This window comes from Pseudomonas salomonii (assembly GCF_900107155.1).
Classification (GTDB): domain Bacteria; phylum Pseudomonadota; class Gammaproteobacteria; order Pseudomonadales; family Pseudomonadaceae; genus Aquipseudomonas; species Aquipseudomonas salomonii.
Map to the genome: position 1 here is coordinate 105,748 of NZ_FNOX01000002.1, position 16,615 is coordinate 122,362.

Below are 16,615 nucleotides of genomic sequence, written 5' to 3' on the forward strand. Positions count from 1 at the left end.
CTGACAGCAGCCCTATTGCTTGATCATCTCCCGCACCTTCGCCGTCAACAAATCGAAGGTAAACGGCTTGGTGATCAACTGCATTCCCGGATCCAGGAACCCCCCGCGCACCGCCGCATGCTCGGCGTAGCCAGTGATAAACAAGACCTTGAGTTCCGGGCGCAATTGCCGCCCGATTTCTGCCAGTTGCCGCCCGTTCATGCCGGGCAGGCCCACATCACTGATCAGCAGGTCAATACGCTGGTCGGATTGGATGATCGGCACGGCGGTATTGGCATCGCCGGCTTCGACAAAGGCATAGCCCAATTCCTTGAGCACAGCGCTGACCAACAGACGCACGGCGGCATCGTCTTCGACGATCAGTACGGTTTCGCCGGCATTGGCGAAGGGCAGCAGCGCCGGGTTGACGACGGCGTCCGCGATGCGCTCACCGACAAAGCGCGGCAGGAACAGGCTGACCGTCGTGCCCTTGCCGACTTCACTGTGGATGGTCACATGGCCATGGGATTGCCGGGCAAAGCCGTAGATCATCGACAAGCCGAGGCCGGTGCCCTGGCCGATCGGCTTGGTCGTAAAGAACGGGTCGAAGACCCGGCCCAACAGGCTTTCGGGAATACCACAGCCGGTGTCGCTCACGCTCAGTTCCACGTAATCGCCTGGCAGCAAGGTGCCATAGGCGGCCGTAAACACATTGTCGAGGTGGCGGTTGGCGGTCTCTACAGTCAGGCTACCGCCGCTGGGCATGGCATCGCGCGCATTGATCACCAGGTTGAGCAGGGCGCTTTCCAGCTGATTGGGGTCGGCCTCGGCGGTCCACAGTTCATCGCTCAGACGCATGTCCAAAGCGATGCTTTCGTTGATACTGCGTTGCAGCAATTCGCCCATGGAACTGACCAGCTGGTTGATCTCCACGGGCTTGGGGTCCAGCGACTGACGGCGTGAAAACGCCAGCAAACGGTGGGTCAGGCCGGCAGCGCGGTTGGCCGAGGTCACGCCCAGGTCGATCAAGCTGTCGAGGTCGTCCAGTTTGCCGCGGGCCACCCGCCTGCGCAGCAGCTCCAGGCTGCCGATAATGCCGGTGAGCATATTGTTGAAGTCATGGGCGATACCACCGGTCAACTGGCCGACGGCCTCCATTTTCTGTGACTGGCGCAACGCTTCTTCGTTGTTGCGCAGTTGCGCCGTGCGCTCTTCAACCTGCTGCTCAAGGGTTTCCAGGGTGCGTTGCAGGCGCAGTTCGCTCTCGCTCAGGTCGATCAGGCGGTCACGCGCTTCGTATTGCCGGCGCCGACCACGCAGGGCAGCACTCACCAGGCTGATCAGGGTCACCGGATGGAAAGGGCGCTCCAGGAAGGTCACGTTGCCCAGCAAACCGCTCAGGTGCGATGAGCCGTTCTGTTCACTGCCGCCATGGTGGGTGAGCAGCACGATGGGCAAGTCGGACCAGGCCGGCTGCTCATGCAGGTAGGTCAGCAGCGGCTCCAGATCGACACCGCGCAGGGCTTCGGCGGCAATCACCAACATACCGACGCCGTGCTCAAGTGCTTCGCAGAGTACGGTCAGGTTGGCGGCAACCATGCCGTTGTAGCCGGCTTCCTTGAGCATCATCAGCGCCAGGGAGCCGTCACGGCCCAGTGGCGCGAGGATAATTGCGCGCTCGGAGACGGGAGAAAGACCGGTCACACGCCCTCTTCCTTGAGCAGGGGGGAACCGGCGCCCATATAAGTCGGGATACCGCGCAGTACGCCCTGGAAGTTGTCCAGAGGCTCGCCCACCGTCAAACCCGTGCTGCCAATACGGTATTCGCGAATAGTGGACTCGTGGGTGCCGGTGCGCTTCTTGATGATCGAAATAGCCCGGCGGACCTTGCCGAGTGCTTCGAAGTAACGCAGCAGGATCACGGTATCAGCCAGGTAAGTAATGTCGACGGGAGCCTGCATGTCGCCCACCAACCCATGTTGAGCCACCGTCATGAACGTCGCCGCACCGCGACGGTTCAGGTACAGCAGCAACTCGTGCATATGCAGGATCAGAGAGTTTTCTTCAGGCATCGCCGCCTGGTAGCCGTTGATACTGTCGATGACCACGGTTTTGATCCCACGTTCATCGACGCAACGCCTGACTCGGTGGGAGAACTCGCCGGGCGACAGCTCCGCCGCGTCCACCTGCTCGATCAGCAGGTTGCCGGTGTCTTGCAGCGCGGCCAGGTCAATGCCCATGTTTTTCATGCGCTCGAACAACAGGCCCAGCTCTTCATCGAAAATGAACAGCGCGGCTTTTTCGCCGCGCGACACGGCAGCGGCGGCGAAGATCATCGAGATAAGGGATTTGCCGGTACCGGCAGGGCCGAGGATCAGCGTGCTGGAGCCGGTTTCTACGCCGCCGCCCATCAAGGCGTCCATTTCGCGGATGCCACTGCTCAAGGTCTGACGCACGTAACCACCACGATGTTCGGCGGCCACCAGGCGTGGGAACACGTGGATGCCGTCTTGCATGATGGTGAAGTCGTGAAAGCCGCCACGGTATTTCTGGCCACGGTACTTCACCACGCGGATGCGGCGGCGTTCGGCGCCGTAAGTGGGCGTCAGCTCTTCCAGGCGAATTACGCCGTGGGCCACGCTGTGCACGGTTTTATCCAGGGACTCGGTGGTCAGGTCGTCAAGCAGCAGCACGGTGGCGTCATAGCGCACAAAATAGTGTTTGATCGCCAGGATCTGGCGCCGATAGCGCAGCGAGCTTTGCGCCAGCAGGCGGATTTCCGAAAGACTGTCGAGCACCACGCGGGTGGGTTTGACCCGTTCCACCACTTCAAAAATCTGCCGGGTGGCCTCACCCAGTTCCAGGTCGGAGGAATACAGCAGGCTTTGCTGGTGCTCGGGGTTGAGCAAGCTTTCCGGTGGGGTCAACTCGAAGATATGAATGTTGTCGTCCAGGTCCCAGCCGTGGGACTTGGCGCCCTGGCGCAACTCGCGCTCGGTTTCGGACAGGGTGATGTACAAGGATCGCTCACCGTTTTTTGCGCCGGCTTGCAGGAAGTGCAGCGCTACGGTGGTTTTGCCGGTGCCGGGTTCGCCTTCCAGCAGGAACAGGTGGCTGCGTGATAGCCCCCCGGAAAGAATGTCATCAAGACCTTCGATGCCGGTGGCCGCCTTTTCACTGAACAGCTCTTTGGATGTAGACAAGAAGTGCCCTCGGGTCACGTACATGTAATGGGGGCGCGTCACCTCGGGCGCGCCATATTTACTTGACCGTAGCGGTTTGTGGCGGTTCAACCTGTCGTATAAATCGTGGTGGATTTGTGACCTGTGCCAAAGCGCTGCTTTTGTGTGGGAGCTAAAGCCCTTGCTGCAACGCCGGATCATCCGGGTTCTGTTGTTCCAACTGCGCCAGCAATACCTGCACATTCTGCAACTGCCCGGTTTCTTTCCAATAGTTGACCAGCAACACACGCGCCTTGCGATTGGCGGGGTGGCGCTGAACGATTTCTTCCAGCTGACGCTGGGCGGCGTCCACTTCTTCCTGGGCGTGCAGGGTGGTGGCGAGGTCGAAACGGTAATCCTGATTATCGGGCTCAAGCTCCACGGCTTTGGACAGGCCAAGCAACGCGTACGGCCGCTCCCCATGGTGCAACAGCCACATGCCCAGAGCGTGTTGCAGGTAGGCCGACTCCGGATGCGCTGCCAACTGCCGCGCCAGCAACTGGCGGGACTCGTCGGTCTTGCCCTGTTTATCAAGCAATTCGATCTGCGCCACCACGGCTTGCAGGTTGTCCGGCTGCAGGCGCATGGCCTGCTCGAGTGCATGTTGTGCGTCCGGCAGCAGGGCGCTGTGGATGTACAAGCGTGCAAGCTGAGTCCAGCCCTCGGCGGTTTCTGGCTCAGCCTTGAGCTTTTTCACAAACTCATCGAGCACTTGCTGCAAAGGCCCGAAATACAGGCCCAGGGTATCCGGCGACAGGCCGAGCAAGGCATTGGCGGCAGCAAAGCGAACTTCCTGCTCTGGGTCATCCAGCGCCGGGCCAAGCAGCAAGGTGCGCTGGCCGCTGGGCACCAGGCCGACAATGCTGTGAATCGCCGCTTCGCGAACCAACGGCGACTCATCGGCCAGGTCTTTATCCGCCAGCTTCAACGCCTGAGGGCTTGGGTAATTGGGCAGTTCCGCGTGTAACGCCGCGCGGCGTTCAGGTGACAGGTCCGGGCGACCCAGCTGCTGATACAGCACACGGGCGGCGCCGGGTTCGCCGTTGCGCGCCTGCTTCAATGCCTTGGCGTAACCATGGGCAATCGCCGGCGGCACGGCCACCGGCGTGGAACGGGAGAAAAACCAGGTGACCAACACAAGCAACAACAGGGCGCACAGGCCGATGATGGAGTAACGGCGTGACTTTGACATGCAGGCGTCCAAAAGCTGGGGGCAGCTAATCGCAAAGCCTCAAGCTTCGGCCAGACCACGACGAGTGTCAAACCCGTATCAGCCCAGCACGTAATCCACCGGTTCCAGGGCAGGGGGCAGGTCGATCTCGCCCAGGGCTTTGATAATCTCGCGCTCCAGGGTGCGCACTATCGCATTGCAGGGCAGATCGTTTTCATCGAAACCGAACGGGTCTTCCAGATCATCACCGATTTCATCCAAACCAAAGAACGTGTAGCTGACGATGGCGGTGAACACCGGCGTCAACCAGCCCAACGGCTCGGCCATGGCGAACGGCAGCAAAATGCAGAACAGGTAGATGGTGCGGTGCAACAGCAAGGTGTACGGGAAGGGCAGCGGCGTGGTTTTGATCCGCTCGCAGGCGGCCTGTACCAGGCTGAGGCTGACCAGCCGGGTTTCCAGCTGGGTGTAGCGCCATTCACTGATCACGCCCTGTTCGGCCAGCCGCGAAAAGCGCGCGCCCAATTGTTGCAGCACGTGGTCGGGAAGATTGGGATGCATCGGGTCCACAGCAATCCACGGCGTGATGACGCGGGCTTGATCTTCACGGCGCAGGTGCGCGACCAGGCCGTGGGCAAACCCGCACAGCCCACGCAGCAGGCTGGCGCGTTCAGGTGAGTCGCCCAGCACCTGGGTTTCGCGAATCAGCGAACGCACCTCAATGACCATCTGCCCCAGCTGCTTGCGGCCCTCCCACCAACGGTCGTAGCAGGCGTTGTTGCGAAAGCTCATGAAGATCGACAGCGACAACCCCAGCAAGGTAAACGGCGTGGCATTGACCTTGGAGAAGTAGGCCGGGTGCAGAGTCTCCACCAGCACGATCACCGACGCCAGCAACGTGACCATCAGGCTGCGCAAGGCGATGCGCTTGGCAATCGAACCTTTAAGGGAAAACAGGATACCCATGAGGTTGGGTTTGGGACGGACGATCATCGGGACACGGCTTCTTCGGCGGCACAGGCCTGGAGATTAGGAGGTTGCGCCCCGAGCGTCCAATCACTGCGGCTGACCGGCTGATAGGCCGGATCAATGATTAGCCAAACCAGTCAGCCAAGTTGAAGGCTTTGACCATTGCCGCCACCGCGCGCCAGGGCGATTATTTCCACGATTCTCGTCGTGAAAATGTCCTGAAAATAAAAACACACAAGGATTTGGAACCATGCGTGAGTATTTGGCTGCCACCACTGCCTTCGATTACCAGCACACCGTCGACGCCGCCCTGTCCGGCAACCTGCAAGCCTTGAATGCCTGCGTGGAGTGTTGCGACCGCCACGCGCTGCCGGGTCGCATTGCGTTGTTTTGGGAAGGCAAGGACGGGCGCAGTGCCAGCGTGACCTTCACCCAATTGCAGGACCAGGCGGCGCGCTTTGCCAATTTCCTTCTGGCCCAAGGCGTGCAACGCGGCGACAAGGTGGCGGGGCTGCTGCCACGCACGGCAGAGTTATTGGTGGTGGTGTTCGCCACGTGGCGTATCGGCGCGGTGTATCAGCCACTGTTTACCGCCTTCGGGCCCAAGGCCATCGAGCATCGGCTGAACAGCTCCGGCGCCGCAGTGGTGGTCACCGATGCGGTCAACCGCCCCAAGCTGGCAGACGTCGAGGGCTGCCCGACCATCGTCACGGTGGCCGGGGACAAGGGCGAAGGCATCGTGCGCGGCGACTACAGCTTCTGGGCTGAGCTGCCGAATTATTCGAATACGTGCGAGCCGGTGTTACTGGGCGCAGAAGACCCGTTCCTGCTGATGTTCACCTCGGGCACCACCGGCCCGTCAAAAGCGCTGTCGGTGCCGCTCAAGGCCATCGTCGCGTTCCAGAGCTACACCCGCGACGCGGTGGACTTGCGCCCCGAGGACGCCTTTTGGAATGTCGCCGACCCGGGCTGGGCTTACGGTATCTATTTTGGCGTAACCGGGCCGTTGTCCATGGGCCACCCGATTACGTTCTACGATGGGCCGTTCACCCTGGAAAGCACCTGCCGGGTGATCAATAAATACGGGATTACCAACCTCACCGGTTCGCCCACCGCATACCGCCTGCTGATCGCCGGCGGCGAACAGTTCGCGCGCTCAATCAAGGGCAAGCTGCGTATCGTCAGCAGCGCCGGCGAACCGCTGAACCCGGAAGTGATCCGCTGGTTTGCCGACAACCTGGGCGTGACCATCCATGACCATTACGGCCAGACCGAACTGGGCATGGTGCTGTGCAACCACCATGGCCTGGCGCATCCCGTGCACGTCGGTTCGGCGGGCTTTGCCTCACCGGGCCACCGCATTGTGGTGCTCGATGATGAGTACCAGGAACTGCCGGCGGGCCAGCCGGGCATCCTCGCCATTGACCGTGAACAGTCGCCGATGTGCTGGTTCGCCGGCTACGACGGGGTAAAGACCAAGGCATTTGTCGGCAAGTATTACCTCAGTGGCGACACCGTGGAGCTGAACCCGGACGGCAGCATCAGCTTTGTCGGGCGCAGTGATGATGTGATCACCACGTCCGGCTACCGCGTAGGGCCATTCGACGTCGAAAGCGCACTGGTCGAACACCCGGCCGTGGTCGAAGCCGCCGTCGTCGGCAAACCCTGCCCGGAGCGCACCGAACTGGTCAAAGCCTTTGTGGTGCTCAATGAACAGTACCGCGCCACGCCGGAGCTGGCCGAAGAGCTGCGTTTGCACGTGCGCAAGCGCCTGGCGGCCCACGCCTACCCACGGGAAATCGAATTTGTCAGCGACTTGCCCAAGACCCCGAGCGGCAAGCTGCAACGCTTTATTTTGCGTAATCAGGAAATTGCGAAGGCACAGGCCATCGCCTGATCCACTTTTAAGGAAACAATGATGCAGATTGAAAACAAGGTATTCCTGGTCAGCGGCGGTGCTTCGGGCCTCGGCGCGGCCACCGCTGAAATGCTGATTGCCGCCGGTGCCAAAGTGATGCTGGTCGACCTGAACGCCGACGCCGTGGCGGCCAAAGCCAGGCAACTGGGCGACAACGCCCGCAGCGTTGTGGCCGATATCAGCCAGGAAGCCGCCGCCGAAGCGGCCGTACACGCCGCCGTTGCAGCCTTTGGCGGCCTGCACGGGCTGGTGAACTGCGCCGGGGTGGTACGTGGCGAGAAGATCCTCGGCAAGAACGGCCCACACGCGTTGGCCAGCTTTGCCCAGGTGATCAACGTCAACCTGATCGGCAGCTTCAACCTGCTGCGCCTGGCGGCGGCGGCCATCGCTGAAACCGAGGCGAATGCCGACGGTGAGCGTGGCGTGATCATCAACACCGCCTCGGTGGCCGCGTTTGACGGGCAGATCGGCCAGGCGGCGTATGCCGCCTCCAAAGGCGCCATCGCCAGCCTGACCTTGCCCGCCGCCCGCGAACTGGCGCGTTTTGGCATTCGCGTGATGACCATTGCTCCGGGCATTTTCGAAACCCCGATGATGGCCGGCATGACCGCCGAAGTGCGCGATTCACTGGCCGCGGGCGTGCCATTTCCGCCGCGTTTGGGCAAACCGTGCGAATACGCCGCGCTGGTACGCCACATCATCGAAAACAGCATGCTCAACGGCGAGGTGATCCGTCTCGACGGCGCCTTGCGCATGGCCGCCAAGTAAGGAGAACACCGCATGAACGATCCGATTGTCATTGTCAGCGCCGCGCGCACGCCCATGGGCGGTTTCCAGGGCGACCTCAAAGGCCTGACCGCGCCGCAACTGGGCGCTGCCGCGATCCGCGCCGCCGTCGAACGGGCCGGGATTGCCCCGGATGCCGTGGACGAAGTGCTGTTCGGCTGCGTGCTGCCCGCAGGCCTTGGCCAGGCGCCTGCGCGTCAGGCCGCTTTGGGCGCCGGGCTGGACAAGGCCACGCGCTGCACCACCTTGAACAAGATGTGCGGCTCGGGCATGGAAGCGACCATCCTCGCCCACGATTCGCTGCTGGCCGGCAGTGTCGACGTGGTGGTCGCCGGCGGCATGGAAAGCATGTCCAACGCGCCGTACCTGCTCGACCGCGCGCGCAGCGGCTACCGCATGGGCCACGGCAAGGTGCTTGACCATATGTTCCTCGACGGCCTCGAAGACGCCTACGACAAGGGCCGCCTGATGGGCACCTTTGCCGAAGACTGCGCCGAGCACAACGGTTTCACCCGTGAAGCCCAGGACGCCTTCGCCATTGCCTCGCTGACCCGCGCGCAAGAGGCCATCACCCACGGCAGCTTTGCCGCCGAAATCGTTCCGGTGCAGGTCACCGTCGGCAAAGAGCAAAAGACCATCCTGCATGACGAACAGCCGCCCAAGGCCAAGCTGGACAAGATTGCCAGCCTGAAACCGGCGTTCCGCGAGGGCGGCACGGTGACGGCGGCCAACTCCAGCTCGATTTCCGATGGGGCGGCGGCGTTGGTGCTGATGCGTCAGTCCGAGGCACAACAGCGTGGCCTCAAACCCTTGGCGGTGATCCACGGGCACGCGGCGTTTGCCGATGAGCCCGGGTTGTTCCCGGTGGCACCCGTGGGCGCGATTCGCAAGCTGATGAGCAAGACCGGCTGGAACCTGGGCGACGTTGACCTGTTTGAAATCAACGAAGCCTTCGCGGTGGTCAGCCTGGTGACCATGAGCAAGCTTGAGATCCCCCACAGCAAGGTCAATATTCACGGCGGCGCCTGTGCCCTGGGCCATCCGATTGGTGCTTCCGGTGCGCGTATCCTGGTGACGTTGCTTTCGGCCCTGCGCCAGAAAGGCCTCAAGCGTGGGGTTGCCGCCATCTGCATCGGCGGCGGTGAAGCCACGGCCATGGCCGTCGAATGCCTGTATTAAGGACTCAACATGCTGCCCAATGACGAACAACTGCAAATCAGCGAAGCGGCCCGGCAATTTGCCCAGGAACGCCTGAAATCGTTCGCCGCCGAGTGGGACCGTGAGCACCGTTTCCCCAAGGAGGCCATCGGCGAAATGGCCGAGCTGGGCTTTTTCGGCATGCTGGTGCCGGAACAGTGGGGCGGTTGCGACACCGGCTACCTGGCCTACGCCATGGCCCTGGAAGAAATCGCTGCCGGCGATGGCGCGTGCTCGACCATCATGAGCGTGCACAACTCGGTGGGTTGCGTGCCGATCCTTAAATTCGGCAACGAACAGCAGAAACACCAGTTCCTCACGCCGCTGGCCAGCGGCGCCATGCTCGGTGCCTTCGCGTTGACCGAGCCCCAGGCCGGCTCTGATGCCAGCAGCCTGAAAACCCGCGCCCGTCTTGAGGGCGACCATTACGTGCTCAATGGCTGCAAACAGTTCATCACTTCCGGGCAGAACGCCGGGATCGTGATTGTGTTTGCGGTCACCGACCCGGCCGCTGGCAAGCGCGGCATCAGCGCGTTCATCGTGCCCACCGACTCGCCGGGCTACACGGTAGCGAGAGTGGAAGACAAACTCGGCCAACATGCGTCCGACACCTGCCAGATCCTCTTCGAAGACGTAAAAGTGCCGCTCGCCAACCGTTTGGGCGAGGAGGGCGAAGGCTACAGGATCGCCCTGGCCAACCTCGAAGGCGGCCGCGTCGGTATCGCCTCACAATCGGTGGGCATGGCCCGCGCCGCCTTCGAAGCCGCCCGTGACTATGCCCGCGAGCGCGAAAGTTTTGGCAAGGCGTTGATCGAACACCAGGCCGTGGCCTTCCGGTTGGCCGACATGGCGACCCAAATCGCGGTGGCCCGGCAAATGGTGCATTACGCCGCGGCCCTGCGTGACAGCGGCAAGCCGGCCTTGGTCGAAGCGTCGATGGCCAAGCTGTTTGCTTCGGAAATGGCCGAGAAAGTCTGCTCGGCCGCCTTGCAAACCCTGGGCGGTTACGGTTACCTGAGCGACTTCCCACTGGAGCGGATCTACCGCGATGTGCGGGTCTGCCAGATTTACGAAGGCACCAGCGATATTCAACGCATGGTCATCTCACGCAACCTTTAAGGAGCCGATAATGAGTTACGAAACCCTTTTGCTTGAAGTCCAGGGCCGCGTCGGGCTGATTACCCTTAATCGCCCGCAAGCCCTGAACGCCTTGAACGCGCAGCTGGTCAGCGAGTTGAACCAGGCGCTGGACGGCCTGGAAGCCGACCCGCAGATCGGCTGCATCGTGCTGACCGGCTCGAAAAAAGCCTTCGCCGCCGGCGCCGACATCAAAGAGATGGCCGAGCTGACCTACCCGCAGATCTACCTCGACGACCTGTTCAGCGACAGCGACCGCGTGGCCAACCGCCGTAAGCCGATCATTGCTGCCGTCAACGGCTTCGCCCTGGGCGGCGGTTGTGAACTGGCCTTGATGTGCGACTTTATCCTGGCCGGTGACGGCGCCAAATTCGGCCAGCCGGAAATCAACCTCGGCGTACTCCCGGGCATGGGCGGCACCCAGCGCCTGACCCGCGCCGTGGGCAAGGCCAAGGCCATGGAAATGTGCCTGACCGGGCGCTTTATCGACGCCGTCGAAGCTGAGCGTTGCGGGATTGTGGCGCGTATCGTGCCGGCCGATGATCTGCTTGAAGAGGCGCTGAAAACCGCGGCCTTGATTGCCGGCAAGTCCGTGCCGATCAGCATGATGGTCAAGGAAAGCGTGAACCGTGCGTTTGAGGTGAGCTTGTCTGAAGGCGTGCGCTTTGAGCGGCGGGTGTTCCATGCCGCGTTTGCCACCCAGGACCAGAAGGAAGGCATGGCGGCATTTGTGGCCAAGCGCGCGCCTGAGTTCAAGGACCAGTAACCCGAAAACCCTGAAGATGTTCGTTCCCACGCTCTGCGTGGGAATGCCGCCCTTGACGCTCTGCGTCAGCTCTTGAGGCGTGACGCGGAGCGTCACCGGATGCATTCCCACGCAGAGCGTGGGAACGAGCAACTGGCAGTCAGAGCTGGTAGTTCTTCAGCTCCCTGGCAATCACCATCCGCTGAATCTCGCTGGTGCCTTCGTAAATCTGCGTAATCCGCGCATCCCGGTAGTAACGCTCCACCGGGTAATCCTCAAGGTACCCATACCCGCCATGAATCTGCATCGCCGAGGAGCAGACCTTTTCAGCCATCTCCGAGGCGAACAGCTTGGCCTGGGAGGCTTCCGACAGGCACGGCTTGCCGGCACTGCGCAGGCGTGCGGCGTGCAGGATCAGCAGGCGGGCGGCATTGAGTTGGGTCTGCATGTCGGCCAGCAGGTTGGCAATGCTTTGGTGCTCGATAATCGCCTTGTTGAATTGCACCCGATCACGCGCGTACGCCAGCGCCGCCTCAAACGCCGCACGGGCGATGCCCAACGCTTGCGCGGCGATGCCGATACGCCCGCCTTCGAGGTTGGACAGGGCGATGGCCAGCCCTTTACCGCGTTCACCCAACAGGTTGGCTTCGGCTACTGTGCATTGGTTGAGCGTGACGGCGCAGGTGTCCGAAGCGCGAATGCCCATCTTGTGTTCGGTACGGTCGACCACAAAGCCCGGCGTGTCGGTGGGCACCAGGAAGGCCGAGATACCTTTCTTGCCCAACTCCGTGTCCGTCACCGCAAACACAATGGCCAACTTGGCGCGTTTGCCGTTGCTGACAAACTGCTTGGCGCCAGTGATTACCCACTGGCCATCGCGCAATTCGGCGCGGGTGCGCAGGTTATGGGCTTCGGACCCGGCCTGGGGCTCGGTGAGGCAGAAGCAGCCAATGGCCTGGCCGCTGGCCAGTTCGGCCAGCCAGGTGTGTTTTTGCGCATCGGTGCCGTAGTTGAGGATTGGCCCGCAACCGACTGAATTATGGATACTCATGAGTGCGCCGGTGGCGCCATCACCGGCGGAAATCTCCTCGACGGCCAGGGCATACGCCACGTAGTCGACATAGGTGCCGCCCCATTCTTCAGGCACCACCATGCCCAGCAGCCCGAGTTCGCCCATCTTCGCGACCAGGGCGTCATCGATCCAGCCGGCTTTTTCCCAGGCTTGCGCATGCGGGGCGATTTCGCCACGGGCAAAGTCGCGGGCCATGTCGCGAATCATCACTTGTTCTTCAGTGTATTCAATATCTTGCATGGCTTATTTCTCGCTCTGCGTGAAGTTTCTGAAGAAGCTCTCGACATGGCTGGCGTCCAGTTCATGGACCGTCGCGGGGTTCCAGTGCGGGGTTTTGTCCTTGTCGATGATCAGCGCGCGAACCCCTTCGATCAGGTCGCCGCGTTCAAACCACTGGCGATCCAGGTGCAACTCCAACGCGAAGCACTGCTCCAGCGATAAGCGTCGGCCACGGCGCAGCATCTGCAGGGTCACGGCCATCGCCAGCGGCGATCGGGTCTGCATCAGGCTGGCGGTGGTAAGCGCCCATTCGTGGCTGTCGGCAACGGTGACTTGCTGCAGTTGCTCGACCATGCTCGGCACATCCGGCAACGCGAAGAAGTGGTCGATCGCCGGGCGCAGCGCGGCCAGTGGGGCGTCGGGTAATTGTTGAACCGCAAGCTTGGCCAGTACGCCTTGCAGGTCCTTGAGCGGCGAATCCTGCCATTGCAAGCGGTCGAGCTTCTGGTCGAGTTCGGCGAGTTTGGCGCTGTCGATACACCAGTCGGCCAGCCCGCAATACAGCGCATCGGCGGCGCGAATCTGCACGCCGGTGACGCCAAGGTAAACCCCCAGCTCGCCAGGGATGCGCGAGAGGAAATAGCTGCCGCCCACGTCCGGGAAATAACCGATGGCCACTTCCGGCATCGCCAGGCGGCTGCGCTCGGTCACCACACGCAAGTCGGCGCCTTGCACCAGGCCCATGCCGCCGCCGAGAACAAACCCGTCCATCAGTGCCAGCACGGGTTTGCGGTAATGGTGAATCGCCAGGTCGAGGGCGTATTCCTCGACGAAGAAATCCTGGTGCAGGCTGTCGCCCTGCTTGAAGCTGTCGTAGAGGGAGCGAATATCGCCACCGGCGCAGAACGCCTTTTCACCGGCACCGCGCAGCACCACGGCATACACCTGCGGGTCATCCGCCCAGGTCTGCAACTGCGTGGTCAGACTGCGGACCATGTCCAGGGTGATGGCATTCAAACCGGCGGGGCGGTTAAGGGTGAGGTGGCCGATATGGTTGCGGACTTCAGCCAGTACCTCGTCTTGAAGAATTACGGCCTGGCTTGCTTCGGATGAAACCTGAGCAGTCATCACTAACTCCCTGCTTTTATTGTTCTTTATCAAGATGTTCGCGTACGAACCATCTCGCGATCGTACCAGTGCAAATTTGCCCAGTACAACCCGGAATCATGCAGGTCGTTTTTGCATTTATGCAGCGCTGCGGCTGCCGAGCACTTCGCCGATGCTACGGCGCCGGGCATGGCCTTCTGCTGCGTGGATCAATTGCTCCAGCTCGGTCGGCTCCACATCAAAGAACTGCTCCATGTCGGCCAGAGCGAGCTTCAGATCGGCTGCCGTGATGGCAGCGTCGGTCATCGGCGCGGTGTTGCCCAGCACGATGGCAGGCGGCTCGACTGCACCTTTGGGGTAACGCGTACGTGTCAGGTTGTTATAGGCCAGTGCACAGACCAGCAGCGCGCCCGCACCGAGCATCACTGGGCCTACTTCCTGCCAACCCAGAGCAATGGAGGCCGGATCTGCGAGTACCAGCGTCATCGCCAGGCCACCGGCGGGCGGGTGCAGGCAGCGCAGCCAGCAAATCAAGACCACGGTCATGCCCGCCGCCAGGCAAGCGCTGCCCAATGTGCGGCCAAGTACCCGTGCCACCAGCAAGGCCACAACGGCGGCGCACAAGTAGCTGCCGATAATCGACCACGGCTGAGCCAGCGCACCGGACGACACGGCAAACAGCAACACCGCCGATGCACCGAGCGGCCCGAGCAGGTGCAAGGCGACTTCCATACCGAATACCTGGGCACACACCCAGACGCTTAATAGCGTGCCCAAGGCCATGCCAATCGCGGCGCGGCTCCATTCGGCGGGGCGGGTATTGATTGCAGCGGGTAACCAGCGAGCGAGCATCGACACGATCCATAAAGCAGCAGGCGAAAAAAAAGGCTCGCCTGGTTGCCCGGATAAGCCCTTTGAACGTTCCAACAGTTGGGGGAACCTGTGCAGTGTGCCGAGCTTGCTGCCCTGGCGCCAATGCATATTAATGAAGGTTAAATGCAAAAATTATGCAGTTAGTTGCCCTCGTTATAGATGATGCGATGCGTCGGTTGCGGCAGTGGCGTGCAGATGCGCCCGAGTACACGACTGTCCGTCTCCTCATTGAACAGCTGTCTTTGCAGGTTCTCCTGCAGTGCAGGGTCGTCGGCCAGCGGCCCCTTCAATGCCACCAAGGCGTCGCGCAACGCCATCAATCGATCCAGCCTCGGCGCAGGGATAAGCAACAGGTCTTCTGGCACGGCATTGCCCTTTTGATCAAGCAGGTCGGTGTGCGTGGAAGGCTGACTGCGCCCGGTAGTAGATAGTTAACGCACATGAAAAAGGAGTCTACATTTGGGTTCCGGGCATCGGAAGGCAAAGTGCGCCAGCGTTTACGCATAGCTGTGTAGGCGCTTTCCGGGCGGTTATAACGAAAAACGCCCACTCTCGAAGGAGTGGGCGCCGTTTCCGTCAGACCGCTGTCAGCGTGATTACGGCGCGCTGACTTTCTCCAGGTGGAGCAACACATACGGGTCTTTGTCGAATTCCCCGGTGAGCGTCGGCGTGATCGAACGCAAGCGCGGATCCTGCAGTTTTTCGAAGTCCTGAGCACTCATCACCAGCCACGCCGGGCCTTGCAGCGGCGCCAGGTCGGCGGCCGACTGGGTAAACAGCGGCACCTTATCGCAGTTGAAGTTGACCATGAACTTGATGGCTTTTGCATCTTTGCCTAATCCGTGCAGAACCACCGGCGCCGGTTGCTGCATGATCTGTTCTTTGACGCCGAGGCTGAAGGTACGGGTGTCGTAGAGTGTGCGTTCCAGCGGTTCGACCACCACAATGTAGGTCGACCACAGCGCCAGCACCGCCGCGAGTGCAGGCCCCAGCGGGCGTAGACGCACCTTGAGCAGTGACAGCAAGGCCACGACTTGAAGCACACCCAGTGCTCCGAAGATCAGCCCGAGGTTGTCCAACTGCGCCGGGTAACGCTTGCGCGCCACCACCAGCCCGATCACCAGCAGCGCCGGCAGCAGCGTCCAGATGCCCAGCATCAAGCCGCGCAGCCAGGCGAACAACCGCCCTTGGCTGACCTGGAACGGATAGGCCGCAATAATCGCCGCCATGGGCAGCATCGGCAGGATGTAACGTGCCTTCTTGGCCTGAGGGACCGACAGGCCGAGCATCACCAGCAAACCCGCTGCGGCGCAATACAGCACCAGTTTCAGTGCCGGGTCGGGTGCCCGGCGACCGCCGATGGCGACTGCCAGCAGCACCAGCAACGCCATCGGATAGGCCAGCGCGTAGTTGCCCATGGAACTGGTGAAGTAATACAAAACGCCGCTGGAACCTTCGGTGCCGTCCATGCGACCCAGGAACTGCATGCGGATCACGTCCTGCATGAAGTCCTCGCCACCACTGAGCTTGGCCAACAGCAGCAACAGGCCGACACACGCCGCCAGCACGGCCAGGGCGATAAAGCCGAAGGTGAACAGTTGGCGCCATTGGCGGTTGATCAGGTAGTAGCTGCACAGCACGCCGGTGGGGATCACCAGGCCGATTGGCCCACGCACCGCAAAGCCCAGGATCAGCAGCAAGAACAGCCAATGCAAGCGTTTGGCCGCCCCGAAGTGGTCATGGGCATAGCCCAGGTAGAACACCGTCAAGGCGATGGCCGCGAGCATCTGGTCCAGCGACACCGCGCGGGTTTCACTGATAAAGGTGCTGCTGAGCAGCAACATCGCGATGCTGAGCAGGCCCCAGCGCGTGGAGTAGGGCGCCGTGAGACGATACACCAGCACCACGATCAGCGCCGAAGCGATGGACGTGGGCAGCCACGCCGTCAGGCTGCTGACCTCGCCGAACGGCAAGGACAACAGCCAGGTCAGCAGGGTCGAGGTCGCCAGGTAGTCAGCGTAAGGCTGGCCATAGGTGGTGGGGAAAAAACTTGGCCCATGGCGCAGCATTTCCTGGGCAAACACCACAAAGCGCGAGTCAAAGCCGATGATTGCCTGGTGCCAGTTGCCGACAATAAACAGCACCAGCGCCAGGAGCCCAAGCCCCAGCGACTGGTTGCGCAGCGTTGCTGTAAGCAGCGGCGGTTGAGCTTTGTTCACGT

General features: G+C 61.8%; 14 protein-coding genes. 5 read left to right on the plus strand and 9 right to left on the minus strand.

Features of this window, described 5'->3' with window-relative positions; all coding sequences use genetic code 11:
- Positions 1-12 precede the first annotated feature (12 nt).
- The 4 genes from BLV67_RS04570 to BLV67_RS04585 all read right to left on the minus strand — a co-directional run bounded on the left by BLV67_RS04570 (position 13) and on the right by BLV67_RS04585 (position 5,364).
- Positions 13-1,683, minus strand: coding sequence for an ATP-binding protein (locus BLV67_RS04570; RefSeq protein ID WP_069787492.1), 1,671 nt, complete (start codon positions 1,681-1,683; stop codon positions 13-15).
- Positions 1,680-3,182: an ATPase domain-containing protein gene (locus BLV67_RS04575; protein ID WP_069787530.1), complete on the minus strand. Its 1,503-nt coding sequence runs from the start codon at positions 3,180-3,182 to the stop codon at positions 1,680-1,682. The genes BLV67_RS04570 and BLV67_RS04575 overlap by 4 nt, the downstream gene beginning before the upstream one ends.
- A gap of 151 nt (positions 3,183-3,333) precedes the next feature.
- Entirely contained in the window at positions 3,334-4,392 is a 1,059-nt protein-coding gene (locus tag BLV67_RS04580; protein WP_069787493.1) for a HEAT repeat domain-containing protein, read from the minus strand.
- A 78-nt stretch (positions 4,393-4,470) separates the two neighbouring features.
- Positions 4,471-5,364 (minus strand): bestrophin family protein, encoded by an 894-nt coding sequence (locus BLV67_RS04585; RefSeq protein WP_069787494.1) that lies wholly within the window; start codon positions 5,362-5,364, stop codon positions 4,471-4,473.
- Between the two features lie 226 nt (positions 5,365-5,590).
- On the opposite strand from BLV67_RS04585, the gene BLV67_RS04590 reads away from it, so the two are divergent.
- The 5 genes from BLV67_RS04590 to BLV67_RS04610 are packed head-to-tail and all read left to right on the plus strand — an operon-like array spanning position 5,591 to position 11,144.
- Entirely contained in the window at positions 5,591-7,237 is a 1,647-nt protein-coding gene (locus BLV67_RS04590) for an AMP-binding protein (protein WP_069787495.1), read from the plus strand.
- Positions 7,238-7,258: 21 nt separating this feature from the next.
- A complete protein-coding gene (locus BLV67_RS04595; protein WP_069787496.1) occupies positions 7,259-8,026 on the plus strand; it encodes an SDR family NAD(P)-dependent oxidoreductase in 768 nt (255 codons plus the stop codon).
- A 12-nt stretch (positions 8,027-8,038) separates the two neighbouring features.
- On the plus strand, positions 8,039-9,223 hold the full coding sequence (locus BLV67_RS04600) for an acetyl-CoA C-acyltransferase (RefSeq protein ID WP_065930012.1): 1,185 nt from the start codon (positions 8,039-8,041) through the stop codon (positions 9,221-9,223).
- Positions 9,224-9,232: 9 nt separating this feature from the next.
- Positions 9,233-10,360 (plus strand): acyl-CoA dehydrogenase, encoded by a 1,128-nt coding sequence (locus BLV67_RS04605; RefSeq protein WP_069787497.1) that lies wholly within the window; start codon positions 9,233-9,235, stop codon positions 10,358-10,360.
- Between the two features lie 10 nt (positions 10,361-10,370).
- Complete coding sequence (locus BLV67_RS04610; protein ID WP_065930014.1) at positions 10,371-11,144, plus strand: enoyl-CoA hydratase; 774 nt, start codon at positions 10,371-10,373, stop codon at positions 11,142-11,144.
- Positions 11,145-11,283: 139 nt separating this feature from the next.
- Here BLV67_RS04610 and BLV67_RS04615 read toward each other — a convergent pair whose 3' ends face one another.
- From BLV67_RS04615 to BLV67_RS04630, 5 genes are all read right to left on the minus strand, one after another.
- Positions 11,284-12,435, minus strand: coding sequence for an acyl-CoA dehydrogenase family protein (locus BLV67_RS04615; RefSeq protein WP_069787498.1), 1,152 nt, complete (start codon positions 12,433-12,435; stop codon positions 11,284-11,286).
- Between the two features lie 3 nt (positions 12,436-12,438).
- Positions 12,439-13,542 carry an enoyl-CoA hydratase/isomerase family protein gene (locus tag BLV67_RS04620; RefSeq protein ID WP_065930015.1) on the minus strand — a complete coding sequence of 368 codons (1,104 nt, stop codon included), beginning with the start codon at positions 13,540-13,542 and terminating at the stop codon, positions 12,439-12,441.
- A 117-nt stretch (positions 13,543-13,659) separates the two neighbouring features.
- Positions 13,660-14,373 (minus strand): HPP family protein, encoded by a 714-nt coding sequence (locus BLV67_RS04625; RefSeq protein ID WP_069787499.1) that lies wholly within the window; start codon positions 14,371-14,373, stop codon positions 13,660-13,662.
- A 161-nt stretch (positions 14,374-14,534) separates the two neighbouring features.
- The gene (locus BLV67_RS32265; RefSeq protein ID WP_341865566.1) at positions 14,535-14,759 is read right to left on the minus strand and encodes a type VI secretion system contractile sheath small subunit; all 225 of its coding nucleotides are present in this window, start codon (positions 14,757-14,759) and stop codon (positions 14,535-14,537) included.
- 231 nt (positions 14,760-14,990) lie between these two features.
- On the minus strand, positions 14,991-16,613 hold the full coding sequence (locus tag BLV67_RS04630) for an ArnT family glycosyltransferase (protein ID WP_069787500.1): 1,623 nt from the start codon (positions 16,611-16,613) through the stop codon (positions 14,991-14,993).
- Between the last annotated feature and the right edge of the window lie 2 nt (positions 16,614-16,615).